This is a genomic window from Faecalibacterium sp. BIOML-A4, assembly GCF_009679665.1.
Classification (GTDB): domain Bacteria; phylum Bacillota; class Clostridia; order Oscillospirales; family Ruminococcaceae; genus Faecalibacterium; species Faecalibacterium taiwanense.
In genome coordinates this window covers 33,469-58,991 of record NZ_WKZG01000008.1, presented here as the reverse complement: position 1 = coordinate 58,991, position 25,523 = coordinate 33,469, and the positions used below count along the sequence as shown (strand labels likewise).

Genomic DNA, 25,523 nt, shown 5'->3' with positions numbered 1-25,523 from the left:
CGATCAAAGGAGCGTGCGTTTGAACAAAAAGAAAAAGTCCACAAATACTTCCCCTTATCCCGATGAAGTCATCGACCGTCTGGCACGGGCATTCTACCCAGCCATCCTTGCCTGCTGGAACAGCGAGGAAGGGCAGCGGGAGTTTGCCGCGTGGCAGGCGGAACAAGTTCATCACGCCGCCAGCAAAGAGAAACAGAGCGTTCCCGACGGGGAACGCCCTGTTGTACATATCGCTGTTATCTGTGGCTTTAATCGCAAGTTTTACAAGCAGAGCAATTCTCAACGACCTGTTTGCGATATGCAATTCACGGTTGTTGCCAACGAATCAAATCGTGAATTACGCTGGCAGGGTGCGTCCTATTCAGGGACGCACCCTGTTTTTGTTTTGTATTTAATCTTCTAATCCATGGTTCAGACTGTATTCGCTCAAACACCCTCTAGAATGGTATGCCGGAAGCAGATGCCTCAAAGCTGCCGACATCTCCGATTTTTCAAAAAGACTTGACATTCCCGGGCAGTTCTATATAATTATCAATGTTAATTACCTTCGATAATCGTTTGGAGAGGAATTTCATTATGACCATCGAACTGATCAAGCAGCTGCTGGATGCCTGCTATCTGGCAAAGCGGGCACGGGAGATGCTGCCTGCCCTGCCGGAGGGTGTGACATCCTCTTATATCCAGTGTCTGGATGTTATTCAGAAATTGCAGACCCGTGGCATCCAGCCGAAGATCTCTGATCTCAGCGATACACTGAACCTGCCCCGCCCCGGTGTGACCCGTACCGTAAAAGAGATGGAGCACAAAGGGTATCTGAGAAAACAGGTATCCGCTGAAGATGGCCGCGTGACCTATCTGTTTCTCACCGAGAGCGGGCAAGCGCTTTCCCAGAAGTACAATACGGACTACTTCTCGCAACTGCTCCCGTATCTGGACAGCATTTCCGAGGAGGATGCAGCGTGCACCATCCAAACGCTGGAAAAATTCTATGCTATTATGCGCGAAAGGAAAGATTCTCTTGAAAAACGATAAGACCGATTTTACCCAAGGCCGCATTTTGCCAAAGCTCGCTTTTTTCATGCTGCCCATTCTGGGTGCGCTGGTGCTGCAGGCCGCTTACGGCGCAGTAGACCTTCTGGTAGTGGGGCGCTTTGGCTCCACTTCAGGCTTGTCTGCGGTTTCTACTGGTAGCCAGGTACTCAATCTCGTCACCTTTGTTGTCACCCAGCTTGCCATGGGCGTCACAGTGCTCATTGCCCGCTATCTGGGCGAAAAACGACCGCAGTACATCGGGCAAGTCATTGGCGGGGCAGCTATTGTGTTCACCCTTCTGGCAGCTGCACTGTTCGTGGTGCTGGTGTTTTTTGCACGGTTTATTGCCAGTCTGATGCAGGCTCCTGCCGAAGCCCTAGACCTGACCGCCAGCTATGTGCGCATTTGCGGCAGCGGCATCTTCTTTATTGTAGCCTATAATATGCTCTCGGCTCTTTTCCGCGGTCTGGGCGACAGCCGCTCTCCGCTGATCTTTGTGCTGGTGGCGTGCATTGTGAATGTTATTGGCGATCTGGTGCTGGTGGCTGGTTTTCATCTGGATGCTGCCGGTGCCGCCATTGCTACGGTAGCAGCACAAGCCGTCAGCGTAATCTGTGCAATCGCAATGCTGCTGAAGAAGGAGCTGCCCTTCAAAATCCATCGCTCTGATTTCAAGCTGAACCCCCAGTGCAAAAAATTTCTGGGCATCGGTCTGCCGCTGGCTTTGCAGGAGTTTTTGACCCAGCTTTCCTTTCTGGCGCTCTGCGCTTTCGTCAACCGGTTGGGGCTGGAGGCATCTTCCGGCTACGGTGTGGCGTGCAAGATCGTTAATTTTGCCATGCTGATCCCCAGTTCTCTGATGCAGTCCATGGCATCCTTTGTGTCCCAGAACGTGGGTGCTGGCAATAAAAAACGCGCCGAGCAGTCCATGTTCACCGGCATTGGCATCGGTCTAGTGTTCGGTTGCGCCGTATTTGCACTGGTGTGGTGCAAGGGTGACGTTCTCTCCGGTCTGTTTACGGCAGATGCCGCTGTTATTGCCAACAGCTACGCCTACCTCATGGGCTTTGCGCCCGAGACCATCGCCACTGCCATCCTGTTCAGCATGGTAGGTTACTTCAATGGCAACGACAAAACCCTCTGGGTCATGGTACAGGGGCTGGTGCAGACTCTGCTGGTGCGTCTCCCCATGGCGTATATTATGAGTATCCAGCCCAACGCCAGCCTGACGATGATCGGTCTGTCCGCACCCACCTCCACCGCAGTGGGCATCTTATTAAACATCTGCTTTTTCCTCTGGCTTAAACGATACGAAAATCAAACGTCTGCATAAGTTTTGAAGGCTGGAGGCCTGCCGATGGTTGTTACCACCTATAAACATGATACGGTCGTGCTTGAAATTTCAAATTCAATCATGAGTCGATAATAACAAACAAGCCCACAGGATAGACCGCATAAAAATACGGCAGACCTGTGGGCTTGTTCCTTATATCGAGTTAATCTCTAAACGATCAATCCTCTAATCCATGGCTTTCAGCTACATTCCTCAAATATTTCTCCGGGTCTCCGTTCAGAATCAAATCGGCATAGCCAAGCGGGTCATTGTAGATAAGATAATCCAGTTCTGACCTCTGCGCCATGGTCACATCCAACGCATCCTCGACCCCGGTACAGTCAATGGAGATCATTCTCCCATCCCGGAGCAGTAGTTCCACGCAGCCGGTATCCATGTTGAACTTGCAGGCTCTTTCATCGTACTTCATGTTTGTGTCCTTTCTGCCTTACGGCACCTTTACAGTTGTGACCTTTGTGACACGGTCTTTTTTCTGATAAGGTTTCGGACACACAGCCGTCAGGGAAGAGCCATTGTTCTCTTTTCCGAAGAATACAAAAAATCCGAACCCTTCTCCTATCGAGAAAAGGTTCGGATTTTCATTGTTTGGTGCGGATAAGAGGACTTGAACCTCCACCGAGTTGCCCCGATTAGAACCTGAATCTAACGCGTCTGCCAATTCCGCCATATCCGCATATTCTGTTTTGTTCGTGAGCTGTGTCGCTCGGAACGATAGTTATTATACCAGATATGGCAGAATTGTCAAGCATTATTTTTAATTTTTCTCGACAAAATTTTGCTTGAAAATTGATGCATTCTGAATGGCAGCTGCAGGGCGAAATTTTTGCCAAAGTGTGATACAATAAACAGGACGCGCCGGGAGGGTGTCCTGCGCGCAGACTGAGAAAACGAGGGAAATGCAGAATGTTCAATATCATTATTTTCCTGCTGGGAGCAGGCATCATGTTCTTTATGGCTCTGCGCAGCGTGCTGGCACGGCGCAGGCTGTGCACGCAGGGGCAGAAGGTCACGGCCACGGTGGAGGGCACCGTGCGGAGCCGGGATGGCGGTGCCTATGTGCTGGCCTTTACCACCGCAGGCGGCAGCCATCGGCTGCACTACCCGAAGCCTGCGCGGGGCAAGAGCTTTACGGTGGGGGATACCGTCACCTTATACTATGACCCCGACGACCCGGAGAAGATGTACGTGGAAGGCGACCGGGCCACGCTGGGAGCCGAGGTGCTGTATGCCGTGATAGGTGTGGCCCTGCTGGTGCTGACCGTGGGCATTGCCCGCTGAAAGGGGAAAAGAGGATGAAACTAGAACATTTTGGCATGGCTGAGCCGGGCGACTGCCGTCTGGTATTCACAGCCGGTGCCGAGGAGCTGGCGGCAGCCGTTGCACAGGTGCAGGCGGAGCCGGACGCGCCGCAGGAAGAGGACGGTCTGCTGACCGAGGCGGTGAATCGCACCATTCTTGGCGGCTTTTCGGCGCTGTATGAGCAGCTGGTGCAGGAGTACCATGTGGTGCCGGTGACCGACCCGGATTTTGAATTGCTGGCGGTGAACCGGGCCGAGGGCTTCCGGGCGGGGGCGCAGTTCTACGCGCTGCCGCCGCTGGAAGTGGGAGCATACACCGGCTTTGTGCAGCCCATTGAGCCGCACCCCATCCGGCAGCTGACCATTGAACTGGAGATCAACCGTCACCACGGCGATGAAGAACGTGCAGCCGATGCAGCGGGCAAGGCGGCGCTGCGGCAGCAGGTGGCCCGCGAGATCTGGGCACAGCGCTGTGCCCAGGCTGAGCAGCGGGCACGCAAGGAGCTGGTATGGCAGCTGGGCGATGCAGTGAAAGGCCCGCTGCCAAAGCAGCTGGTGGGCGGTAACTATTTTGCCGAGCAGCGCCAGTTCAACCTGAGCCTGCAGGCCAATGGCATCAACTTTGACCAGTTCCTTAAAGTGCGCGGCCAGACGGTGGAAGAGTTCCGTGCATGGCTCCACGCGCAGGCAGAGCGCAAGCTGCGCAGCTGGCTGGGGCTTCTGCTGGTGGCAGAAAAGGAGGGCCTTGCACCCACGGACGCCGAGGTGGAAGCAGCTGCTGCCCACTGGGATGCCAAGCTGGACGGCGAGCGCACCTTCCCCGCCAACGATGCACGCAAGGTGCGCCAGCGTCTGGCCCGGGAGAGGGCGGAGCAGTTCATTGTGGAGCACTCTACCCTCACGCCGCCGCCCGATGAACCCATCGTGCAGAAAGTTGAAAGCAAATAATAACAAAAAGGAGCGATGCAGCGCATCGCTCCTTTTTGTTATTATTATCAGGAACTCTCAGGTCTCCACGCCCTCGAACTGGCTGTTGTAGAGCTTGGCGTAGAAGCCGTTTGCAGCAAGCAGCTCGTCGTGGCTGCCCTGCTCCACAATGTGGCCGTCCTTCATCACAAGGATCACGTCCGCCTCGCGGATGGTGGAAAGGCGGTGCGCCACAATAAAGCTGGTACGGCCCTGCATCATGCGGGCAAAAGCTTTCTGGATACGCACCTCAGTGCGGGTATCGATGGAGGATGTTGCTTCGTCCAGGATCAGCATCGGCGGCAGGCAGAGCATCACGCGGGCAATGCACAGCAGCTGCTTCTGGCCCTGACTGATGTTGCCGCCGTCCTCGGCGATAACGGTGTCGTAGCCCTCCGGCAGGCGGCGGATAAAGCTGTCTGCATGGGCGGCTTTGGCTGCTGCCACGATCTCTTCAAGGCTTGCATCCGGCTTGCCGTAGGCAATGTTTTCCCGCACGGTACCGGCCCGCAGCCATGTATCCTGCAGCACCATGCCGTAGCTGCCGCGCAGGGAAGCGCGGGTCACATCCCGGATGTCGGTGCCGGACACCTTGATGGAACCGCCGTTCACATCATAGAAGCGCATGAGCAGGTTGATGAGGGTGGTCTTGCCGCAGCCGGTAGGGCCGACGATGGCGATGCGCTGGCCGGGCTTTACGTCGAGGGAAAGGCCCTCGATCAGCGGGCGGTCGGGCAGGTAGCGGAAGGAAACATCCTCCAGCTGCACATGGCCGTCCGGCTGCAGCACGGGGGCGTTCTCGACTTCCGGCACCTGATCGTCGGCATCCAGCAGCTCGAACACGCGGGCGGCGCAGGCCAGGGCATTCTGCAGCTCCGTCACCACGCCGGAGATTTCGTTGAAGGGCTTGGTGTACTGGTTGGCGTAGCTCAAAAACACGCTCAGCTGGCCGATGGTGATGCCGCCCCGCACCGCGTACACGGCACCCACAAGGCCCACGCCTGCGTACACGATGTTATTCACAAAGCGGGTGGCGGGGTTGGTCAGGCTGGAAAAGAAGATGGCCTTCAGGCTCACGTCCTGCAGACGGCCATTCACCTCGTCAAAGGCGGTAAGGCTCTCGGCCTCGTGGCCGAAGGCCTGCACCACCTTCTGGCCCTCGATCATCTCGTTGACCAGCGCGGTCTGCTCGCCGCGCACGGCGCTCTGGCTCTGGAAGTAACCATAGCTGCGCTTGGCAAGGAAGCTTGCCACCACGAGGCTCAGCGGGGTGATGCACACCACCACCAGCGTGATGGGCACATTCTCGCTGAGCATGAACAGCAGGGTGCCGAGGATGGTCAGAACGCCGCTGAACAGCTGTGTAAAGCCCATCAGCAGGCCGTCCGCAAAGGTATCCACATCGGCCACCATGCGGCTGACGATATCGCCGGAGGGATGGCTGTCGAGGTAGGAAAGCGGCAGGGTCTGAATTTTGCGCAGGGCTTCGTTGCGCAGGTCGCGGCTGACAAGGAAGGTGATGCGGTTGTTGCACACGCTCAGCAGCCACTGTGCAAGAGCGGCCACACCGGCAACCACCAGCACCTCGATGATAATGCGCATCACACCGCCAAAATCTACGGCACCCTTGCCCAGCATCATATCAATGGCGCTGCCGCAGAGGATGGGGATATACAGCTGCGCGCCCACGCTCACAGCGGCCACCACAAGGCTGCACACCACAAACAGGGAATAAGGTTTGATTTTGCCTAGAACACGGGTCAAGGTGGCCTTGCGCTGCTGCGGGGTCAGCTTTGTTTTTGCTTTTGCACTCATTTCTGCGCATCCCCTTTCTTGAACTGGCTCTCGTAGATCTCCTCGTAGACGGGGCAGGTCTGGCGCAGCTGGTCGTGGGTGCCGATGCCCACCAGATGGCCGTCGTCCAGCACCAGAATTTGATCCGCGTACTGCAGGCTGGCGGCGCGCTGGCTCACGATGAACACGGTCAGGCTGCCGGGCAGAGCAGCCAGTGCCTTGCGCAGGGCGGCATCGGTGGCGTAGTCCAGTGCGCTGGCGCTGTCGTCAAGGATCAGAATTTCCGGCTTACCCACAAGGGCGCGGGCGATGGTCAGGCGCTGCTTCTGTCCGCCGGACAGGTTGCGACCGCCCTGCTCCACAGGCTCGTCCAGCCCAAGGGGCTTGGCTTTGACGAACTCCGCAGCCTGTGCTGTTTCCAGTGCGGCCCACAGGTCCGCATCGGTGGCATTCTTGTTGCCCCACAGCAGGTTGGAGCGGATGGTGCCGCCAAAGAGCTGGGCCTTCTGCATGACCATGGCTGCCTTGCCGCGCAGTTCTTCACGGGGATAGTTCCGGGCATCGCGGCCCATGATCTCCACCGTGCCCTCGGTGGCATCGTAGAAGCGGGGAATCAGGTTGACAAGGCTGGATTTGCCGCTGCCGGTACCGCCGATGACACCAATGGTCTGGCCGCGCTTTGCAGTGAAGCTGATGTCGGAAAGGCTGGGTGCACCGGCACCCGCATAGGTCAGGCTTACATGCTCAAAGCGCACGGCATCGCCGGATTTTTCGGCGGGCACCTCGCCCAGAAGCTTTTCCGGGAAGGCCATGCCGGGCGTGGTGTCCAGCACAGCCTGCACGCGGCCTGCGCAGGCCAGCGCCTTGCTCACCTGCACGATCAGGTTTGCCAGCTTGACCAGCTCCACAAGGATCTGGTTCATGTAGTTCACCAGCGCGATCACGTCGCCGGAAGCCATGCCACCCACATTGATCTCAATGCTGCCCACATATAGCAGCGCCACAATGGCAATGTTGATGAGCACATAGGTCAGCGGGTTCATCAGGGCAGAGATATGGCCTACATGGAGCTGCATCTTGGTCAGCAGGTCGTTGGCATTCTCAAAGCGCTCTACCTCGCTCTTTTCCTTATCAAAGGCGCGCACCACGCGCACGCCGGTCAGGTTTTCGCGGGTCAGGCCCAGCACCCGGTCAAGGCGATTCTGTACCGTCTTGTACAGGGGCCGGGTAGCAGCCATGATGCCGAACACCACCACGCTCAGCAGCGGGATGGTCACTACAAAGATCAGCGCTGCACGGGAATTCACCGTAAAGGCCATGACCATGGCACCGATCACCACGAACGGGCTGCGCAGGAACAGGCGTAAAAACAGGTTCAGGCCGCTCTGCACCTGATTCACGTCGCTGGTCATACGGGTGATCAGGGTGCTGGTGCCGAGGGTGTCCATCTCGGTAAAGCTCAGGGTCTGGATGTGCTCAAACAGGGCGTGGCGCAGAGCTGTGGAATAGCCCACGGCCGCCTTTGCGGAAAAATACTGTGCCGTCAGGCTGCAGGCAAGGCCGATCATGGCCAGCAGCAGCAAAATGCCGCACCGCACAAGAATATAGTGGAAGTCGTGGGCGGCAATGCCGATGTTCACGATATCCGCCATGACCAGCGGCACGAACAGGTCGAACGTGGCTTCCAGCATCTTGAAAAGGGGCGCAAGCACGCTCTCGCGCTTGTAGTCCTTCAGATAGCCTAGCATCTTGTTCAAGGCGATACTCCTTCTTTCTTGCATTATAAGGTTTATGAAATCCTACTTATTATAGCGTACAAAAACTTAAAAAGCCATAGAAAATGTTTTTATTGCAAAAGTGTGCTGAAAACCGCCGGGCAAAATGCCGAAAACGGTTGAAACCAGGGTGGGGGTATGCTACAATGATTTTAAATATTGCACAAAAGGGGAAACAGGAATGCTGATAAGTTTGGTCGTTCCGTGCTACAATGAGGAAGAATCACTTCCCATTTTTTATAAAGAGGCCAGCAAGATCGCACAGCAGATGGGAATATCCCACGGAGCAGATTTTGAGTTCATCTTTGTGGATGACGGCTCAAAAGACCACACACTGCAGATCGCGCGGGAATTGCACCGGAAAGATGCCCGTGTGCGGTACATCTCCTTCAGCCGGAACTTTGGCAAGGAAGCAGGCATTTATGCCGGATTAAAAGCGGCAAAGGGCGATTATGTAGCAACGATGGATGCGGATCTGCAGGACCCGCCCTCGCTGCTGCCGGAAATGCTGGAGCTGCTGCTCTCCGGCGAATATGACTGCGCGGCCACCCGCCGCACGACACGCGAGGGTGAACCGCCCGTTCGCAGCTGGTTTGCCAAAAAGTTTTATCAGATCATCAATAAGCTCTCGGATACAGAGATCGTGGATGGAGCAAGAGACTTCCGCCTGATGAGCCGCAAAATGACTGATGCTGTGCTGAGCATGGCGGAATATAACCGCTTCAGCAAGGGCATTTTCAGCTGGGTCGGCTTTAAAACAAAGTGGATCGACTACAAAAACGTAGAGCGTGTGGCGGGCACAACAAAGTGGAACTTCTGGGGTCTGCTCAAATATTCGATCGAAGGCATTGTGGGCTTTTCCACAGCTCCGCTGCTGATGGCGGCGGGCCTTGGCCTTGCCTTTTGCGTATTGGCGTTTGTAGGCATCATAATCGTGGTGGTGCGTGCACTGATGTTCGGCGACCCTACTTCCGGCTGGCCGAGCCTTGTCTGCATCATCCTTTTGTGCAGTGGTGTGCAGCTGCTGTGTACGGGCATTGCGGGCGAGTACCTTGCCAAAACATATCTTGAAACAAAGCACAGACCGATCTATATTGCTGCTGAGACCGAAGAAGATCTGGACGCGGAATAAGGCGTTTCAGGAAAAATGTTTTTTTAACGGGGTGCCAGAAGACGCTGATCTGGCACCCCGCTTTTTTTGAGCAGGGAAAAATGGATACATACAGATAGGCGTTGTACCCAAAGCCATTTCCTGCTATACTAAAAATTGACTAGAAACTGGAAGAATGGTGAGCAGATGGCAAAAAGACAAGACGGCGGCATCCGGCTGCGCCCGGTGGGCACCCGCAAGCATCGGCAGAACGCTCCGGCCTACAGCCCGGCGGGCACCGGCTGCCCGGCCTTTGAGCAGGCAGTGGAAAATTTATATAAAGGCCAGAACGAAGAAAGCTTCTGGACGCTGATGGGCGCTTTGAACTATGCACTGGAAATGGAGACCCATGTTCTGGTGCCGCTGCGCACGGCACTGACGGTGCACAACACGCCTGCACCGTGGACGGAGCATCCGGTGCCCACGGCAAAGGCTAAGGACCTGCAGTTGTGGACCCTGCGCAACGAGAAGGGCCGCACATGGCTGCCTATGTTTACCTCTGCAGCTGCGGCCTGCGCCGACCGCAGCACTTCTGCCCGGCCAATGGCAGATTACACCCTGCAGGATGCCATGGAGCTGGCCCTTTCCACTGAGGGGATCGACGGCGTGGTGCTGGACCCGTGGAGCCACTCGGCTACGCTGGACGGCGCTCTGCTCAACGGTTTGCTGCACGCGGGCCATACGCCGGAAGACCCCGGTGATGAGAAAGCGGATGCCGGAAAGGAAGCCGCCCGCAAGGGCAACTGGGCGCAGGCTGTGGAATGCTTTGAAAAAGCAGCCGAGCTTGGCAGCACCATGGGACTTGCCCTGCTGGCAGACTGTATTTATAAGGGCCGCGGCACCCGCACGAACCGTGCCGAGGCCCGCCGCATGTGGAAGGAAGCAGCGGACAGCGGCGAGATCTTATCCAACATTGCACTGGGCGATGACTGCGCTGCCCGGGGCGACAATGGCCGGGCACTTTTGTATTACCGCCGTGCCCGCGCCAACGCAGCCCATATGCCGGATATCGAGTACACTCCGCAGGTGTGCCTGCGTGTGGCCCAGACCGAAACGCGCTACACCAGCCGCAAAAAGGCGCTGGCACTGGCCGCAGAAGCAAGGCAGGGCTTTTCCATCAAGGCCCGTGAGCACGAGCCGGACGCAGAGCAGTGGCTGGCCGAAGCCGACCAGCTCATCCGGGAACTGACCAGTGAACTGCCTGCCCGAGCCACAGCTTACGACATGGAATCTTTACAATTGGACTAAAAAATCGTCATATCGGGACGGTAAGATATACTCGGAAATGATTTGAAGAGCTGCGCCCAAGATGCACAGCACCGGAGAGGAAACAGACAGTATGAGCAAAGTAATCGGCATCGATCTCGGCACGACCAATTCCTGTGTGGCAGTGGTGGAGGGCGGCAAGCCCGTGGTCATCACCAATGCGGAGGGTGAGCGCACTACCCCCAGCGTTGTGGCCTTCACGAAGGATGGTGAACGTCTGGTGGGCGGCGCGGCCAAGCGACAGATCGCCACAAATTCCGGGCGCACCATCTCCAGCATCAAGCGCCATATGGGCAGTGACTACCGGGTGCACATCGACGGCAAAGACCTGACCCCGCAGGAGATCAGCGCCATGATCTTGGCCAAGATCCGCCGCGATGCCGAGAGCTATCTGGGCGAGCCGGTGACCGAAGCGGTCATCACGGTGCCCGCCTACTTCGACGACAGCCAGCGCAAGGCTACGCAGGATGCAGGCCGCATTGCAGGCCTGAACGTGCTGCGCATCATCAACGAGCCTACTGCTGCCGCTGTGGCCTATGGTTTGGATAACGAAGCGGCGCAGAAGATCCTCGTCTACGACCTCGGCGGCGGCACCTTTGATGTGTCCATCATCGAGATCGAGGACGGGACCTTTACGGTGCTTGCCACCGGCGGCGACACCCATCTGGGCGGTGACGACTTCGATCAGCGCATCGTGGAATATGCCGTGGCCGAGTTCAAAAAGTCGGATCGCATCGACCTCTCCCGCGACCCGGCAGCTATGGGCCGGCTGAAAGAGGAAGCCGAAAAGGCAAAGAAGGAGCTTTCTGCCGCGCCGTCGGCACAGCTGAACCTGCCCTTTATCGCAGTGGGCAAGGACGGCCCTCACCACTTGGATATCTCGCTTTCCCGCCCGCAGTTTGAGATGATGACCGGCGACCTGCTGGCCCGCACAGTGGCTCCCGTGCAGAATGCGCTGCGGGATGCAGGCATTTCTGCCAGCCAGCTGGGCAAGGTGCTGCTGGTGGGCGGCAGCACCCGGATGCCTGCGGTGGAGCGTCAGGTGAAGGAGCTGCTGGGCTGCGAACCCAGCCACAGCCTGAACCCGGACGAGTGTGTTGCCATGGGTGCGGCTGTGCAGGGCGGTCTGCTGCAGGGCGGCGGCAAGCTGGCCGGTGCCACCGGCGCAGCCGCGCAGGGCCTTGTGCTGATGGATGTGACCCCGCTGACCCTCTCCATTGAGACGCTGGGCGGCGTGGCCACCCCGCTGATCACCCGCAACAGCATGATCCCCACCCGCAAGAGCCAGATCTTCACCACCGCACGGCCCATGCAGACCAGTGTGGAGATCAACGTGCTGCAGGGCGAGCGCCACTTTGCCCGCGACAACAAGAGTCTGGGCAAATTCAAGCTCACCGGCATCCGGGCAAGCTTCTCCTCCAAACCGCAGATCGAAGTTACCTTCGATATCGACGTGAACGGCGTGGTGAAGGTATCTGCCAAGGACCTTGGCACCGGCCGGGAGCAGAACATCACCATTACCGGCAGCACCAACCTTTCGGAAAATGAGATCCAGCGCGCCATGGCAGACGCTGCCGCCTACGAGGCCGAGGACAGCCGCCGCAAGGAGCGGCTGGACCTGCACAATCAGGCCGAGGTGCTGGCCTACAAGGTGGACGAGGCTCTTTCCAAATGCAAAAAGGAGCTGGACAAGGACGAGAAGAACCGCATCAAAACCGACCTCGCCAACCTCCGCCGCTGCCTGCGCAAGGATAAGCCGGAAAAGATGAATGAAAACGAGGAAGCCAATCTCCGTCAGGCCAAGACCCAGCTGGAAGAGAGCGCAAACCATCTGATGGTGCTGTATACCAGCGAGCAGGGCGAAAGCGGAAACGGAGAAAATAATCTGTAACACGTAAAAAAGGTCGCCCTTGACAGAGCGACAGAAAAAAGTTATACTACAAACAGAAGGGGCGCTGACTGCAAAGGTCAGCTTTCCATCCCGTTAGTCAAAAAGATTGACCGCTCGGCTGGTAACTGTAGGCGGTCAATCTTTTTTGTTATCATCGCTTTTCGTCTGGGAAAACTTTGCCATAACCTCGACGGTCAGGCGGATCACATCCACGATCAGACCCAGCAGCGTGAGAATGAACGTAAGCAGTGCGAGAGTTTCCAACAGAGTCATCCGATATCCCTCCCTTCGCCTTCAAGGCTCCGGGCAGGGTACTTCCCCAAAAAAGTTTCCTCCCGGAACCTCTGCTTCGTTCTATGTGAAAAGAAGCAGCGATACGGGATAGAAAGCATGACCACCAATTTTGCAATCAGCGCCTTATTTGCATTATACCATAATTTTTGACGAAGTACAACAAAACGCTCCGCTGTGTTTTGCACAGCGGAGCGTTTTCTATGTGGAAAAAGCCTTACAGCATCTTGGAAAGGAATGCTTTCAGTCTGGGATGCTTCGGATTCGTGAACAGTTCCTGCGGCGGCTCGTCCTCCTGGATCTTGCCGTCGTCGATGAAGATGACGCGGTTGGACACCTCGCGGGCAAAGCCCATTTCGTGGGTGACCACCAGCATGGTGATGCCGGTGTGGGCCAGCTCCTTCATCAGTTCCAGAACCTCGCCCACCATTTCGGGGTCGAGGGCGCTGGTGGGCTCGTCGAACAGGATCACGTCCGGATCCATGGCAAGGGCACGGGCAATGGCAATGCGCTGCTGCTGGCCGCCGGACAGGCTCTTGGGGTAGACGTTGGCCTTGTCGGCCAGACCCACACGGGCCAGCAGCTCGTCGGCGCGCTGGGAAATGGCTTCCTTGTCCTTCAGCTTGAGCAGACTGGGGGCCAATTCCAGGTTCTTCTTCACGGTCAGGTGGGGGAAGAGGTTGAAGTGCTGGAACACCATGCCCATCTTCTGGCGCACAGCGTCGATGTGGGCATCGTCCACCTCCACCCCTTCAAACTTGATGGAGCCGGAGGTGGGAATCTCCAAGCGGTTCAGGCAGCGCAGAAAGGTGGATTTTCCGCAGCCGGAGGGTCCGATCAGGCAGACCACATCGCCGCGGTAGATGTCGATGTCAATGCCCTTCAGCACGTCCAGAGTGGGGGTGGGCAGCTTTGCGCCCGGCTTCTTTTCGCCGCCGTAGGTTTTTGTCAGGCCGCGGACTTCCAGAATTTTATCGGTCACTTTGAGCCAGCCTCCTCTCAAACTTTGCCAGCAGACGGGTGAACAGCATGACCAGCACAAGGTAGATCAGTGCATCGCCCAGCAACGGGAACATGGGCTCGTAGGTGCGGTTCATGATGCCCTGTGCGGCGTACAGCAGCTCCTTGCCGCCGATGACCGTGATCAGGGAGGTATCCTTCAGCAGGACGATGAACTCGTTGCCCAGAGCAGGCAGCACCGCACGGATGGCCTGCGGGATGATGATGACCACCATGGTGGTCATGTAGTTCAAACCAAGGCTGCGGCCGGCCTCCATCTGGCCGGGGTCAACGGCCATCAGACCGCCGCGGATGATCTCCGAAACATAAGCACCGGAGTTGATGCCCAGTGCCAGCGCACCTACCATGGTAAAGTTGCGGCTGTTGGCAAAAATGACCATGCTCATGATGAGCAGCTGCACCATCATAGGCGTGCCGCGGATGATGGTGGTGTAAATTTCGCAGATGATGTTGAAGAAGCCCAGCACCGGGTTCTTGTGGCCGGGGCGCTGCTGGTCGTGTGCCACACGCACCAGAGCTACCACGCTGCCCAGCACGATGCCCAGCGCCAGCGCGAGAGCTGTGACCAGCAGGGTGGTGCCCACACCGCTGACATACTGGAGCCAGCGGTCTTTCAGGATGAACGCCTGATAAAACTTAAAGAAAAATTCCTGCCCGAAGCTGAGCTTCGTACCGCCGTTGAGCAGCTCTTTGAGCAGTTCGTATTGAGCAGCCATTCGCATCCTCACTTTCCTGTTTTGTTAGAATTTTGTAACCTTATTTTTCCAAAAAAGGGGAGGTACCCCAGTTGGGGCTGCCTCCCCGTGGTTCCGTTATCAGCCAGCTGATTATTCAGCGGTGATGTACTTGTCCACGATGGACTGCAGGGTGCCGTCAGCCTTCAGCTCTTCCAGAGCGGCGTTGACGACATCTTCCAGAGAAGAACCCTTTGCCATGCCGATGGCGTAATCCTCCTCGGCGTAGCTGGTCTCCAGCACCTTCAGGCCGGGGTTGGCAGCCACATACTCCTTGGCGGGAGCGTTGTCGATGACCACAGCGTCCACCTGACCATTGTTCAGGGCCTGCACAGCGGTCAGACCGCTGTCGTAAGCCACCACAGCGTCCTCGCCGAAATCATCGGTGCAGTAGATGTAACCGGTGGTGCCGCGCTGAGTGCCGATCTTCTTGCCCGCCAGATCATCGGGAGATGCAATGTCGGAGCCTTCGGGCACGATGATGGACTGGATGCCGGTAGCGTAGCTGTCGGAGAAGTCCATCACAGCCTTGCGCTCGTCGGTCACGGTCACACCGGCCATAACGATGTCGGCCTTGCCCTGCTGCACGCTCAGCAGCGCAGCGTCAAAGTCCATGTCGTCGATCTGCAGCTCCAGACCCAGCTTGTCGGCAATGGCCTGAGCGGTCTCCACGTCGATGCCCTCGATGTCACCGGCGTCGGTGGTCATCTCGTAGGGAGGGAAGGTGGCGTTGGTGGCCATGGTCAGCTTGCCGGCCTCAACGGTGGTCAGCTCGCCAGCGGCAGCGCTGGTGGAAGCAGCTTCAGAAGAAGCAGCAGAGCTTGCCACGGAGGAAGCGGTGCTTGCGGAAGAACCACCGCAGGCGGTCAGAGCCAGAGCGGCAACGGACAGACCGGCAGCTGCCAGAAAGCTGCGACGAGAGATCTTTTTCATATTCAAACACTCCTCAAATGTACTGTATGTTTTTGCGGTACGCCAGAACGATGCGATTCATCGAACATCTGGCGAACGAATTTAGTATAGATTGTACAAATTGAAAAGTCAATACTTGTGCAAAAAATCTCATCAATTGAAACCGAATTGAAAACAATTATACAAAAAATGCGTTGAAGAAATGTATATATACAAATTATAGATATTTTGCAATCTCTTCTTTGCTTCGCTTTGGCACGCAGTAATCCCGGTTCTCGTCCAGATAATATTTTACGCCGGTCTCAGCCGTCAGCGGCACAATGTGAGCCTTGTGGGCCGGGTAGCCGAACGCCACCATGAATGCCAGCTTCTGCGGTTCTTCAATGCCCAGCAGTTCGGTGAGGGCAGGCTTGTTGATCGCGCCCATGATGCAGCTGCCCACGCCTTTGTCCCATGCGGCAAGGGTCATGTTGGCAAGGGCGATGCCGGTATCGGTGGCAAGGTCGCCGGGGATGGAAGTGTCCTGCACCACGGCCACATACAGGGTGGGCAGCTCGTCGGCTTTGGGCGTGCCCTGCTCCGGCGGCAGATAGGCAGCCCACTTGACCAGCGGCTGCACCTTTGCCACCGCCTCGGGCTTGTTCACCACCACCAGACGCACAGCCTGACGGTTGGCTCCGCAGGAGGACAGGCGGACGGCCTCGACGATATCATCCACCACATCCTGCGGAACAGCTTTCTGTGCAAAGCGGCGGTAGGTGCGGCGGCTGACAAGAGTATCCATAACAGACATAAAGAGCACCTCCTTTATATAAGTGTTGTCAAAAGTATAGCAGATGCGGCAGAGTCTTGCAACGCTCCGGCGCAAAAAAGCTTGCACGTTGGGCAGTGATCTTGCCTTTTGCGACAGGCTGCAATTGCATCCGACAAATGATATATGGTAAAATATGGTAGAAGAAAGGGGGCGGCGCAATGGTATTGGCGGCAGGCATCGTGGGTTTTATTCTAGGGGTCAATGTGGGTTTTTTGTTTGCCGGGCTGATGCGGGCGGCAAGAGGGGAACATGAGCAGACAGAAGATGAAAACAAGACATGTTGAGAATGAATGAAAATAACGGTGAACAGAAAGGGCCCCTGCACGGAATGATGTGCAGCGGCCCTTTCTGCTGGGTTTGACCGTACCCTCGATTTTTTCCTTGTTGCTCCCGCTTTTTCTGCATCCGGCGGCAAAAGATGCCAAAAACCACTTGACAAACGGTTACCGGGGGGGGTATTATATAAGAAAAGCAGGCTCCGCAAAAAAAGTAATGGGGGCGTGCCAAAAAAAGATTGTGAGGTTGATTCTTATGTCTAACATTTCTCGTCGTAAGTTCCTCAAGGGTGCAGGTGTGGCTGCTCTGGCTGTTGCTGCTGCCGGTGTTCTGGCTGGCTGCTCCGGCAACGATGTCCCTTCTATCCCCGATGTGACTGCTAAGAACGTCACCGTCAAGTTCGTTGACCGTAAGGGCAAAGAGGTCGGTACTACCGTTGTCAAGAATGTTAAGCTGACCGAGACCAAGATGAACTCTAACGATGTGCAGGCACCCGAGGGCTATGTGGTCGGTATTGTTGGCGACCAGTTCATCGACTGGGACAACCAGACTGTCACCTTCACGGTTGACAAGGTTGACAAGAAGGAAACGGATAAGGTCACTGTCAACTATTACTACCGTGGGGTGGCAGGCGTAGACGGCTCTGAGACTGTCGGCACCGAAGTTCTGGAAGTGGAAAAGGGTGCAACCAAATTCAATACCAGTGAGCTGAAGGAAATCCCCAAGGGCTTTAAGCTGGATACTCTGGGCGATATCGCAATCAACAAGTTTAAGAATGTGACTGTCTACGTCAGCCGCAAGTAAGCTGAACCGGATTTTTCAAAATTATTTGAATTTTTAAATTAAAAATTTAAGAAGACAACACCAACAGGGTGGCGGCCAACAAGGCCTCCGCCCTATTGGTGTTGTTTTTTTGTTGAAATTTCACTTGACAAACAGTTACCAGGGAGGGTATTATATAGAAAAAGCAGGCTCCACAAAAAAGTGATCGGGGCATGCAAAAAGATTGTGAGGTTGATTATTATGTCTAATATCTCTCGTCGTCAGTTCCTGAAGGGCGCAGGTGTCGCTACTCTGGCTGTTGCTGCTGCCGGTGTTCTGGCTGGCTGCTCCAAGGAAGACATCGAAAAAGTTGTGACCAAGGACGTCAAGGTCGTCTTTATGTGCAACGGTGCCACCGTGGGTGACCAGAACTATCTCAAGGTTGCACAGGATAAGATCACGGTTGAAGTGTCTGAGATCCCCAGCAATTACTTCCCGGTTGGCTATAAGGTCGTTTCTACTGGCGAGCTGAAGATTGCTAAGCTTCCTACCGGTGAAGATGGCATTAAGGTGATGCTGGACGAAATCGAAGTGCCGGTGGATATCTACTACTATGAGGTAGTTGACGGCAAGGAAGTCGACCGGATGATCTTTGAGGACGTCACGGTTTATGCAAGCCAGAAGACTATCACCAAGAAGGTGGCAGAACAGTATGCAGGTGATTCTTATACTGTTGTGGGTGATGGTCCGTTTACAATCAACTGGAGCAACAATACCGTTCGCGTCGAGGCAAAGAAAAATTAAGGCTTTGAGTATTATCTGCGCTTAACGTATAAAAAGGCGGCAGTCGTATGACTGCCGCCTTTTTGTGCTTATAGTCAGTTTCGCCGATTCTCCGGCTGCGGGCAACTCCTTCCGTCAAAGCCTGCGGCTTTGCTACATTCTCCCCAAGGGGACGGCTTTAAGGCTATACCGGAAAGTTTCCCTTCTCGGCATAGGCGTTTCCTTGGGGGGAGCTGGCGCGTTAGCGCCTGAGGGGGTTACTTCCGCTTCGGCAGCGGCACACACAGCACCAGCGTGATGCCGATGGCCAGCGCAACGGCTACTTTAAAGGTGCTGATGCCGTTGGAAAGGGCCAGCGCATTGTTGCCCTGTATAAAATAGTAGGCGCAGTAGTAGATGCCAGCGCCGGGCACCAGCGGGAAGATGCCGGACAGCAGGAACACCGTTACCGGCATTTTAATCACAATGGCAAACACCCGGGTGAGCAGGGTGAGAGGAATGACCGCCAGCAGGGAGGCTGCGGCACTGTCTGCCCCCAGCATCACGGCCAGCTCGTAGACAAACCAGCCCACGGCACCCACCAGCCCGCAGAAGGGCAGGCTTTTGCGCGGACAGCCGAACAGAACGGCAAAACTCAGGGTGCCTGCGCCGGCAATAAAGAACTGCGCGGCCAGCTCCCCAATTTGTGTACTGGTCAACATCATGCCACGACCACCCCCGTAAAGAATGTATAAAGGCTCAGCACAAGGCCGGTGCCAATGGCAATGCTGGCTGCAATGAGCAGCGCATCGATCATGCGGATGGTGCCGGAGAGGTAATCTCCGTGCACAAAGTCGCGGATGCCCATGGTAAAGGCGATGCCGGGGGTCAGGATCATCAGCGAACCGATAATAGAATGACTGGCCGGTGTGCCCAGCATTCGGCAGGCCAGAATGCACACCAGCGTGATAAGTGCAGCACAGCTGATCTTGCAAAAGCCGCCGGGCAGCTCGTGCTGCTCACACAGCAGCAAATAGCCGCTGGCAAGAAAGCCTGCCAGTGCCGCCGCCAGTGCACTGCGCAGTGTGCCGCCGAAGATCAGCGCAAAGCAGAACGCGCCGCACATGCCGGAGACCAGCTGCACCCAGTCCTTGGGGAAGGGGATACGCCGTGCCAGCACAAGGCGGCTCTCGGCCTCGTCCAGAGTCATATTGCCCTCGGCGATCTCGCGGGAGAGGGCGTTCACCGCCGCCACCCGGCTCAGATGGGTGGTACGGCTGGGCACGTTGCGCACCTCGCTGATCTCGGCGGTGCCCGCACTGGCAAAGATGCCGTTGGTCAGCACATAAACGTGGAACTCCCGCAGATGGAACGACCGGGCCATGATCTCCATGGTCTGCTCCACCCGGAACACCTCGGCACCGTTTTCCAGCAGTGTCTGCCCCGCCGCCATGATAAAATCCATGATGCGGCGGCGCAGTTCTTCATCCGGGAAAACCTCGCGGCTGTTCATTGCCGCACCTCCTTTATAAATAATGCTGTCTTATTCTACCATGTCCGCGGCTGGCGCACAAGATAAAAAAACGCAATTTCCTACTAAAAAACTTCGTTGTAGGTGTTGACAAATCCGGTCGATTGGATTATTATAAATGCAATATCACAAAAATGGCTGTGAAGAGAAGAGTAGGCCTTCGCATTGATCCTTACCAGAAAGCCCGGGCGATGGAAAAGGGCAGGAAACAGGAAGCTGAAAATGGTCTCGGAGCTGTGCGGGCGAGGTGCATGAGCGCTAAGTTCGCAACGGGATGCGCCCGTTACAGCGTCCGGCTGTAAGCAGCAAAGCTGCCGCAGCATTGAGGCTGTGCCCGCAAGGGTGCGGTAAACCAAGGTGGTACCACGGAAGTATGTTATGCTCCCGTCCTTGTCTGAGCGTTGGCTCAAGGTCAAGGACGGGAGCTTTTTTCATGCATCCGTCAAAGGCCCTTAGCACGGAACTGTGCCGTGCGGGCCGCTGTACATTATAATAAGCAAATAGAGAGGGAACAAAACTATGATTACTCGTCGTGATTTTCTGAAAGTTACCGGAGCTGCAGCAGCTGCAGCTGCCCTGACCGCATGCGGCGGTTCTTCTTCCACCGCATCTTCTGCTGCTTCCGGCACTGCTTCTTCTGCAGCTTCTTCTGCTGTGGCTAAGCTGGACAAGGTGAAGGTGGCTGTGCCCAACGACACCACCAACGAGGCACGCGCCCTGACCCTGCTGGAGAAGAACGGCTTCTTTAAGCTGAAGGCTGATGCAGGCCTGACCGCAACCGCAAAGGACATCGAGGAGAACCCCCTGAATGTTTCCGTCGATGAGGTCGAGGCTGCTCAGGTGCCCAACGTCCTGCAGGACGAGGACTACGCCGTCATCAACTCCAACTACGCCATCTCCGCTGGTCTGGACCCCATGACCGATGCTCTGGCAATGGAGGACGGCACCTCTGCTTACGTCAATATTCTGGTCTGCAAGGACGGCAATCAGGAAGAGCCGAAGATCAAGGCTCTGGCCGCTGCTCTGCAGAGCCAGAAGGTGAAGGACTTCATGGATGAAAACTACAAGGGCGCTGTGGTGTCCGTTGTGGAGAACCCCACCGACGGCTATGACTCCTCCATCGACTACGATGCACTGAACGGCGAGACCGTCAGCTGCGCTGCTACTCCGGCTCCTCACTGCGAGGTTCTGGAGATCTGCAAGGACATTCTGGCCGAAAAGGGCATCACGCTGGATATTCAGGAGTACGACGACTACATCATTCCCAACAACATCGTTGAGGACGGCCAGTGCGATACCAACTATTTCCAGCATCAGCCGTATCTGGACGACTTCAATGCAGAGCACGGCACCCATCTGGTGACGGTTGCCGGCATCCACGTGGAGCCTATGGGCATCTACGGCGGCAAGCAGGACAGTCTGGCACCGATCGAAGGCTAAGCAAACTCCCCCAGTCACCTTGCGGTGACAGCCCCCTCGGGGAGGGGGTCTTTGCCTGACCGTTCCGTTTCAGGCTCCCTCCATGAGGGAGCTGGCAAACCCGCAAGGGTTTGACTGAAGGAGTTTATTCAACAGCAAGGAGCAATTTCTGTGATCGAGATCAAACATCTTTCCAAGACCTTCCAGATGAAGGACGGCGCGGTGAATGCGCTGAAGGACATCAACCTCACCATCCCGGATGGTTCCATTTATGGCATCATCGGCATGTCCGGTGCGGGCAAATCCACGCTGGTGCGCTGCATCAACCTGCTGGAACGCCCCACCGAGGGCAGCGTTGTGATCGATGGTACCGCTATGGAGACTTTAAACGCAGCCCAGCTGCGTGAGCGCCGCCGCGATATCACCATGATCTTCCAGCAGTTCAATCTGCTGATGCAGCGCAGCTGCCTGAAGAACATCTGCTTCCCCATGGAGCTGGCCGGTGTGAAAAAGGCGGATGCCGAAAAGCGTGCCAGAGAGCTGCTGGAAGTGGTGGGCCTGCCCGATAAGGCCAACGCCTACCCGGCACAGCTGTCCGGCGGCCAGAAGCAGCGCATTGCCATTGCCCGCGCACTGGCAACGGACCCCAAAGTTCTGCTCTGCGATGAAGCCACCAGCGCACTGGACCCCAACACCACCCATGCTATCCTGACCCTGATCAAGGACATCAACAAGAAGCTGGGCATCACGGTTGTGGTCATCACCCATCAGATGAGCGTTGTGGAAGAGATCTGCGATCACGTTGCCATTCTGGATGGCGGCGTTGTGGTGGAGGAAGGCTCCGTGCAGGAGATCTTCTCGAACCCCAAAACGCCCGCAGCAAAGCGTCTGGTGGCCCCCAACGGCGGCAGCGCCGCACGGGATCTGTCCAGCTTTGCACCGGACGACCATGTGGTGCGCGTCACCTTCAACGGTTCGTCCACGGCTAAGCCCTTGGTGGCAAGCCTTGCCGCAGAAAAAGGCATTCTGGTGTCGGTACTCAGTGCCGACACCCGTGATCTGAGCGGCCAGTGCTATGGCTCCATGCTGCTCAAGCTGCCCACTGATGTGGAGCAGGCAAAGCAGGCTGCGGCCTATATGCGCGCCCAGCCCGGCATTACGGTAGAGGAGGTGACCGGCGAATGAGTATTGCAGATTACGGCTTTGCCATCTGGGAGACCTTTTACGTGACGGTCCTTTCCACCGCGTTTGCGCTGGTGCTGGGCCTGCCGCTGGGTGTGCTGCTGGTGGCCGGTGATAAGGACGGCATTCTGCCGCTGCCCGGCTGGCTGATGCACATTCTCAACATCGTTATCAACATCCTGCGCAGTGTTCCGTTCCTGATCCTGATGATCTGTGTATTCCCGCTTACCCGTGCCATCGTGGGCACCACGGTGGGTACCAAAGCCACCATCGTTCCGCTGGTGGTGGCAGCCTTCCCGTTCGTGGCGCGTCTGGTGGAGACCAGCCTGCGCGAGCTGGACGAGGGCGTGGTGGAAGCGGCCCAGAGCATGGGCGCAACGCCGTTCCAGATCATTACCAAGGTGATGATCCCGGAATGCCTGCCCGGCCTGATCTCCAGCATGACCACCGCACTGACCACCATTCTGGGCTACTCGGCCATGTCCGGTGTCATTGGCGGCGGCGGTCTGGGCAAGATCGCTTTGTCCTACGGCTATTACCGCTACCAGACCGATATCATGATCGTGTGTGTCATTTTGCTGGTGCTGATGGTTCAGGTGTTCCAGACTTTGGGCACTGCTTGGGCCACCAGAAGCGATAAGCGGCTGCGGAAGTAACTCCTTCAGTCGCACTTCGTGCGCCAGCTCCCCCGGAGAGGGAGCCTCTGGCGAAGAGGAAAACTTTCCGGTATTGCCAAAGCCGAAAGGCTTTGACGGAAGGAGGCCTCTCCTCATTTTGCCCCCGAACGGGAACTAAAATTTAACGTTTCAATTCCCCGCCGGAGGCTGCAGCACTCCTGCGGGGAATTGTGCTATATGGACAAACCCAGTAAAGGAGTATGTAGTATGAATCGCGATACCATCTGTGTGCAGGGCGGTTACACCCCCGGCAACGGCGAACCCCGCCAGATCCCCATTATCCAGTCCACCACCTTCAAGTATGCCACCAGCGAGGATATGGGCAAGCTGTTTGATCTGGAAGCTGACGGCTACTTCTATTCTCGTCTGCAGAACCCCACCTGCGACCTTGTGGCTAAGAAGATCTGCGAGCTGGAAGGCGGCACGGCTGCAATGCTGACCAGCAGCGGTCAGGCTGCAAACTTCTTTGCCCTGTTCAACCTCTGTGAAGCAGGCGACCACATCGTGGCATCCAGTACCATCTACGGCGGCACCTTCAACCTGATCTCCGTCACCATGAAGAAAATGGGCATTGAAGCCACCTTTGTGGATCCGCTGTGCACCGAGGAAGAATTGAACGCCGCATTCCGGCCCAACACCAAGGTGGTGTTCGGCGAGACCATCGCAAACCCGGCCTTGACCGTGTTGGACATTGAGAAGTTTGCCAAGGCTGCTCACGCCCACGGTGTGCCGCTGATCGTGGACAACACCTTCCCCACGCCGGTCAACTGCCGCCCCTTTGAGTGGGGCGCGGATATCGTGACCCACTCCACCACCAAGTACATGGACGGCCACGGCGCAGTGCTGGGCGGTGCCATCGTGGACGGCGGCAAGTTCGACTGGATGGCCCATGCCGAGAAGTTCCCCGGCCTGTGCACCCCGGACGACAGCTACCACGGCATCACCTACGCCGAGCGTTTCGGCAAAGAGGGTGCCTTTATCACCAAGGCTACCGCGCAGCTGATGCGTGACTTTGGCTCCATGCAGTCGCCCATGAACGCCTACATGCTGAACCTCGGTCTGGAAAGCCTGCATGTGCGGATGCAGCGCCACTGCGCCAACGGCATGGCCGTGGCAGAGTTCCTTGAGAGCCATCCCAAGGTGGCCTACGTGAACTACTGCGGCCTGGAGTCCAGCCCGTACCATGCACTGGCGGAGAAGTATCTGCCGAATGGCAGCTGCGGCGTGGTCAGCTTTGGTCTGGCCGGCGGCCGTGAGGCTGCAAGCATCTTTATGAAGAACCTGAAGCTGGCAGCCATCGAGACCCATGTGGCCGATGCCCGCACCTGTTGCCTGAACCCTGCATCCAGCACCCACCGCCAGATGAACGATGAGCAGCTGAAAGCCGCCGGTGTGCCCGCAGAGCTGGTGCGCATGAGCTGCGGCTTGGAAAGCAGCGAAGACCTCATCGCAGATATTGCACAGGCGCTGGATAAGATCTAAAAGGTGAGTTCAGCAGCATCTATCGGTTCCGGCCCTTCTCGTAAAAACGCGTTTGGAGCGCCCCGCAGGGCGCGACAAACGCAAAATATAAAAATAAATTCCGCTGAAGATAGCCAGAGCGTCAGCGGAGGCTATTCTAAATCGTTAGGAGTACGAACTATGCCGCTGATCATCCCCAAGACCCTGCCTGCTTACGATGCCCTCTACAACGAAAATATCTTCGTCATGCATCGTGAGCGCGCCCTTGCCCAGCACATCCGCCCGCTGGAGATCCTGATCCTGAACCTGATGCCCACCAAGATCACCACCGAGACCCAGATCGCCCGTCTGCTGGCAAATACCCCGCTGCAGGTGCACATGACCCTGCTGCAGACGGCCAGCCATGCGGCGACCCACGTTTCGGCAGCACACCTCGAATCGTTCTATAAGAACTTCAACGAGGTGAAGAACAACCGCTACGACGGCATGATCATCACCGGCGCACCGGTGGAGACCATGGACTTTGAGCAGGTGGATTACTGGCCGGAGCTGTGCGAGATCATGGACTTCAGTGAGACGAATGTCTACTCCACCCTGCATGTGTGCTGGGGTGCACAGGCGGGCCTGTACTACCACTACGGCGTGCACAAGCAGCTGCTGCCGGAAAAGATGTTCGGCGTGTTCGAGCACCGGGTCACCCGCCCGTCGAACCCTTTGGTGCGCGGTTTTGACGAGGTGTTCTATGCGCCCCACAGCCGCCACACTGGCATCAGCCGCGAGGATGTGGACAGTTGCAAGGCTCTGCGCATCCTTGCCGAGAGCGATGTGGCCGGCCCCTTCCTCATGAGCACCGAGAACGGGCGGCAGATCTTTGTTACCGGCCACCCGGAGTACGACAAATATACGCTGGATTCGGAGTACCGCCGCGATGTGGACAAGGGCCTGCCCATCCATGTGCCGGTGAATTACTACCCGGACGATGATCCCACAAAGCCGCCGCTGTTCCGCTGGCGTGCCCACGCCCACCTGCTGTATGAGAACTGGCTGAACTACTACGTCTACCAGAATACCCCCTACGATCTGGGCGAGATCCAGCGCGTAAAGCACGAATAAATGCACAAAAACCGGTATTGCGTCAAAATTGCGCGATACCGGT

26 protein-coding genes and 1 tRNA gene are annotated in these 25,523 nt (G+C 56.8%); 16 read left to right on the top strand and 11 right to left on the bottom strand.

Annotated elements, in window-relative coordinates; all coding sequences use genetic code 11:
- The first annotated feature begins 13 nt into the window (after window positions 1-13).
- The 3 genes from GKG34_RS15865 (at window position 14) to GKG34_RS07075 (ending at window position 2,365) form a co-directional block, all read left to right on the top strand.
- The gene (locus GKG34_RS15865; protein WP_223387794.1) at window positions 14-403 is read left to right on the top strand and encodes a transposase; all 390 of its coding nucleotides are present in this window, start codon (window positions 14-16) and stop codon (window positions 401-403) included.
- Window positions 404-576: 173 nt separating this feature from the next.
- Window positions 577-1,032 (top strand): MarR family transcriptional regulator, encoded by a 456-nt coding sequence (locus tag GKG34_RS07080; RefSeq protein ID WP_113621418.1) that lies wholly within the window; start codon window positions 577-579, stop codon window positions 1,030-1,032.
- On the top strand, window positions 1,019-2,365 hold the full coding sequence (locus GKG34_RS07075) for an MATE family efflux transporter (RefSeq protein WP_154255873.1): 1,347 nt from the start codon (window positions 1,019-1,021) through the stop codon (window positions 2,363-2,365). The genes GKG34_RS07080 and GKG34_RS07075 overlap by 14 nt, the downstream gene beginning before the upstream one ends.
- A 178-nt stretch (window positions 2,366-2,543) precedes the next feature.
- Here the strand turns inward: GKG34_RS07075 and GKG34_RS07070 are convergent, their stop codons facing one another.
- Window positions 2,544-2,795 (bottom strand): DUF6061 family protein, encoded by a 252-nt coding sequence (locus GKG34_RS07070; RefSeq protein WP_097782243.1) that lies wholly within the window; start codon window positions 2,793-2,795, stop codon window positions 2,544-2,546.
- Between the two features lie 177 nt (window positions 2,796-2,972).
- A tRNA-Leu gene (locus GKG34_RS07065) sits at window positions 2,973-3,059 on the bottom strand.
- A 230-nt stretch (window positions 3,060-3,289) separates the two neighbouring features.
- Between GKG34_RS07065 and GKG34_RS07060 the strand changes: the two genes are divergently transcribed.
- Both GKG34_RS07060 and GKG34_RS07055 read left to right on the top strand, forming a co-directional pair.
- Window positions 3,290-3,664, top strand: a complete 375-nt coding sequence (locus GKG34_RS07060; protein WP_005946540.1) for a DUF3592 domain-containing protein — start codon at window positions 3,290-3,292, stop codon at window positions 3,662-3,664.
- Between the two features lie 14 nt (window positions 3,665-3,678).
- Window positions 3,679-4,632 (top strand): hypothetical protein, encoded by a 954-nt coding sequence (locus GKG34_RS07055; protein ID WP_005946538.1) that lies wholly within the window; start codon window positions 3,679-3,681, stop codon window positions 4,630-4,632.
- A gap of 57 nt (window positions 4,633-4,689) precedes the next feature.
- Here the strand turns inward: GKG34_RS07055 and GKG34_RS07050 are convergent, their stop codons facing one another.
- Entirely contained in the window at window positions 4,690-6,465 is a 1,776-nt protein-coding gene (locus GKG34_RS07050; RefSeq protein WP_005946536.1) for an ABC transporter ATP-binding protein, read from the bottom strand.
- Window positions 6,462-8,201, bottom strand: coding sequence for an ABC transporter ATP-binding protein (locus GKG34_RS07045; protein ID WP_347474434.1), 1,740 nt, complete (start codon window positions 8,199-8,201; stop codon window positions 6,462-6,464). Before GKG34_RS07045 ends, GKG34_RS07050 begins: the two co-directional genes overlap by 4 nt.
- Before the next feature lie 199 nt (window positions 8,202-8,400).
- Here GKG34_RS07045 and GKG34_RS07040 point away from each other — a divergent pair, with 199 nt between their 5' ends.
- The 3 genes from GKG34_RS07040 (at window position 8,401) to dnaK (ending at window position 12,526) form a co-directional block, all read left to right on the top strand.
- On the top strand, window positions 8,401-9,351 hold the full coding sequence (locus GKG34_RS07040; RefSeq protein WP_044954315.1) for a glycosyltransferase family 2 protein: 951 nt from the start codon (window positions 8,401-8,403) through the stop codon (window positions 9,349-9,351).
- 165 nt (window positions 9,352-9,516) lie between these two features.
- The gene (locus GKG34_RS07035) at window positions 9,517-10,617 is read left to right on the top strand and encodes an SseB family protein (protein ID WP_005946528.1); all 1,101 of its coding nucleotides are present in this window, start codon (window positions 9,517-9,519) and stop codon (window positions 10,615-10,617) included.
- Between the two features lie 91 nt (window positions 10,618-10,708).
- A complete protein-coding gene (dnaK, locus tag GKG34_RS07030; protein ID WP_044954314.1) occupies window positions 10,709-12,526 on the top strand; it encodes a molecular chaperone DnaK in 1,818 nt (605 codons plus the stop codon).
- A 135-nt stretch (window positions 12,527-12,661) separates the two neighbouring features.
- On the opposite strand, the gene GKG34_RS15655 is transcribed toward dnaK, so the two are convergent.
- The 5 genes from GKG34_RS15655 to GKG34_RS07010 form a co-directional block, all read right to left on the bottom strand.
- Window positions 12,662-12,799: a hypothetical protein gene (locus tag GKG34_RS15655; protein ID WP_005946525.1), complete on the bottom strand. Its 138-nt coding sequence runs from the start codon at window positions 12,797-12,799 to the stop codon at window positions 12,662-12,664.
- A 235-nt stretch (window positions 12,800-13,034) separates the two neighbouring features.
- Complete coding sequence (locus GKG34_RS07025) at window positions 13,035-13,799, bottom strand: amino acid ABC transporter ATP-binding protein (protein ID WP_347563434.1); 765 nt, start codon at window positions 13,797-13,799, stop codon at window positions 13,035-13,037.
- Complete coding sequence (locus GKG34_RS07020; RefSeq protein ID WP_154255872.1) at window positions 13,789-14,553, bottom strand: amino acid ABC transporter permease; 765 nt, start codon at window positions 14,551-14,553, stop codon at window positions 13,789-13,791. Before GKG34_RS07020 ends, GKG34_RS07025 begins: the two co-directional genes overlap by 11 nt.
- A 111-nt stretch (window positions 14,554-14,664) precedes the next feature.
- Window positions 14,665-15,504, bottom strand: coding sequence for an amino acid ABC transporter substrate-binding protein (locus GKG34_RS07015; protein ID WP_154255871.1), 840 nt, complete (start codon window positions 15,502-15,504; stop codon window positions 14,665-14,667).
- A 196-nt stretch (window positions 15,505-15,700) separates the two neighbouring features.
- Window positions 15,701-16,276, bottom strand: a complete 576-nt coding sequence (locus GKG34_RS07010) for a nitroreductase family protein (RefSeq protein ID WP_044954313.1) — start codon at window positions 16,274-16,276, stop codon at window positions 15,701-15,703.
- Window positions 16,277-16,455: 179 nt separating this feature from the next.
- Between GKG34_RS07010 and GKG34_RS16050 the strand changes: the two genes are divergently transcribed.
- The 3 genes from GKG34_RS16050 to GKG34_RS07000 all read left to right on the top strand — a co-directional run bounded on the left by GKG34_RS16050 (window position 16,456) and on the right by GKG34_RS07000 (window position 18,139).
- A complete protein-coding gene (locus GKG34_RS16050; protein ID WP_279235646.1) occupies window positions 16,456-16,581 on the top strand; it encodes a hypothetical protein in 126 nt (41 codons plus the stop codon).
- A gap of 247 nt (window positions 16,582-16,828) precedes the next feature.
- Window positions 16,829-17,377, top strand: a complete 549-nt coding sequence (locus tag GKG34_RS07005; protein ID WP_154255870.1) for a twin-arginine translocation signal domain-containing protein — start codon at window positions 16,829-16,831, stop codon at window positions 17,375-17,377.
- A gap of 219 nt (window positions 17,378-17,596) precedes the next feature.
- Window positions 17,597-18,139: a twin-arginine translocation signal domain-containing protein gene (locus GKG34_RS07000; RefSeq protein ID WP_154255869.1), complete on the top strand. Its 543-nt coding sequence runs from the start codon at window positions 17,597-17,599 to the stop codon at window positions 18,137-18,139.
- Window positions 18,140-18,375: 236 nt separating this feature from the next.
- Here the strand turns inward: GKG34_RS07000 and GKG34_RS06995 are convergent, their stop codons facing one another.
- On the bottom strand, window positions 18,376-18,822 hold the full coding sequence (locus GKG34_RS06995; protein WP_005946505.1) for a threonine/serine exporter family protein: 447 nt from the start codon (window positions 18,820-18,822) through the stop codon (window positions 18,376-18,378).
- Window positions 18,819-19,610, bottom strand: a complete 792-nt coding sequence (locus GKG34_RS06990) for a threonine/serine exporter family protein (RefSeq protein ID WP_154255868.1) — start codon at window positions 19,608-19,610, stop codon at window positions 18,819-18,821. The genes GKG34_RS06995 and GKG34_RS06990 overlap by 4 nt, the downstream gene beginning before the upstream one ends.
- A 537-nt stretch (window positions 19,611-20,147) precedes the next feature.
- Here GKG34_RS06990 and GKG34_RS06985 point away from each other — a divergent pair.
- From GKG34_RS06985 to metA, 5 genes are all read left to right on the top strand, one after another.
- Entirely contained in the window at window positions 20,148-21,068 is a 921-nt protein-coding gene (locus GKG34_RS06985) for a MetQ/NlpA family ABC transporter substrate-binding protein (RefSeq protein ID WP_097773984.1), read from the top strand.
- A 150-nt stretch (window positions 21,069-21,218) separates the two neighbouring features.
- On the top strand, window positions 21,219-22,232 hold the full coding sequence (locus GKG34_RS06980; RefSeq protein ID WP_337679536.1) for an ATP-binding cassette domain-containing protein: 1,014 nt from the start codon (window positions 21,219-21,221) through the stop codon (window positions 22,230-22,232).
- On the top strand, window positions 22,229-22,885 hold the full coding sequence (locus GKG34_RS06975) for a methionine ABC transporter permease (protein ID WP_097773982.1): 657 nt from the start codon (window positions 22,229-22,231) through the stop codon (window positions 22,883-22,885). The genes GKG34_RS06980 and GKG34_RS06975 overlap by 4 nt, the downstream gene beginning before the upstream one ends.
- Window positions 22,886-23,113: 228 nt before the next feature.
- Complete coding sequence (locus tag GKG34_RS06970; RefSeq protein WP_097780906.1) at window positions 23,114-24,388, top strand: O-acetylhomoserine aminocarboxypropyltransferase/cysteine synthase family protein; 1,275 nt, start codon at window positions 23,114-23,116, stop codon at window positions 24,386-24,388.
- A gap of 159 nt (window positions 24,389-24,547) precedes the next feature.
- A complete protein-coding gene (gene metA, locus GKG34_RS06965; RefSeq protein ID WP_154255867.1) occupies window positions 24,548-25,480 on the top strand; it encodes a homoserine O-succinyltransferase in 933 nt (310 codons plus the stop codon).
- The last annotated feature ends 43 nt before the right edge of the window (window positions 25,481-25,523 follow it).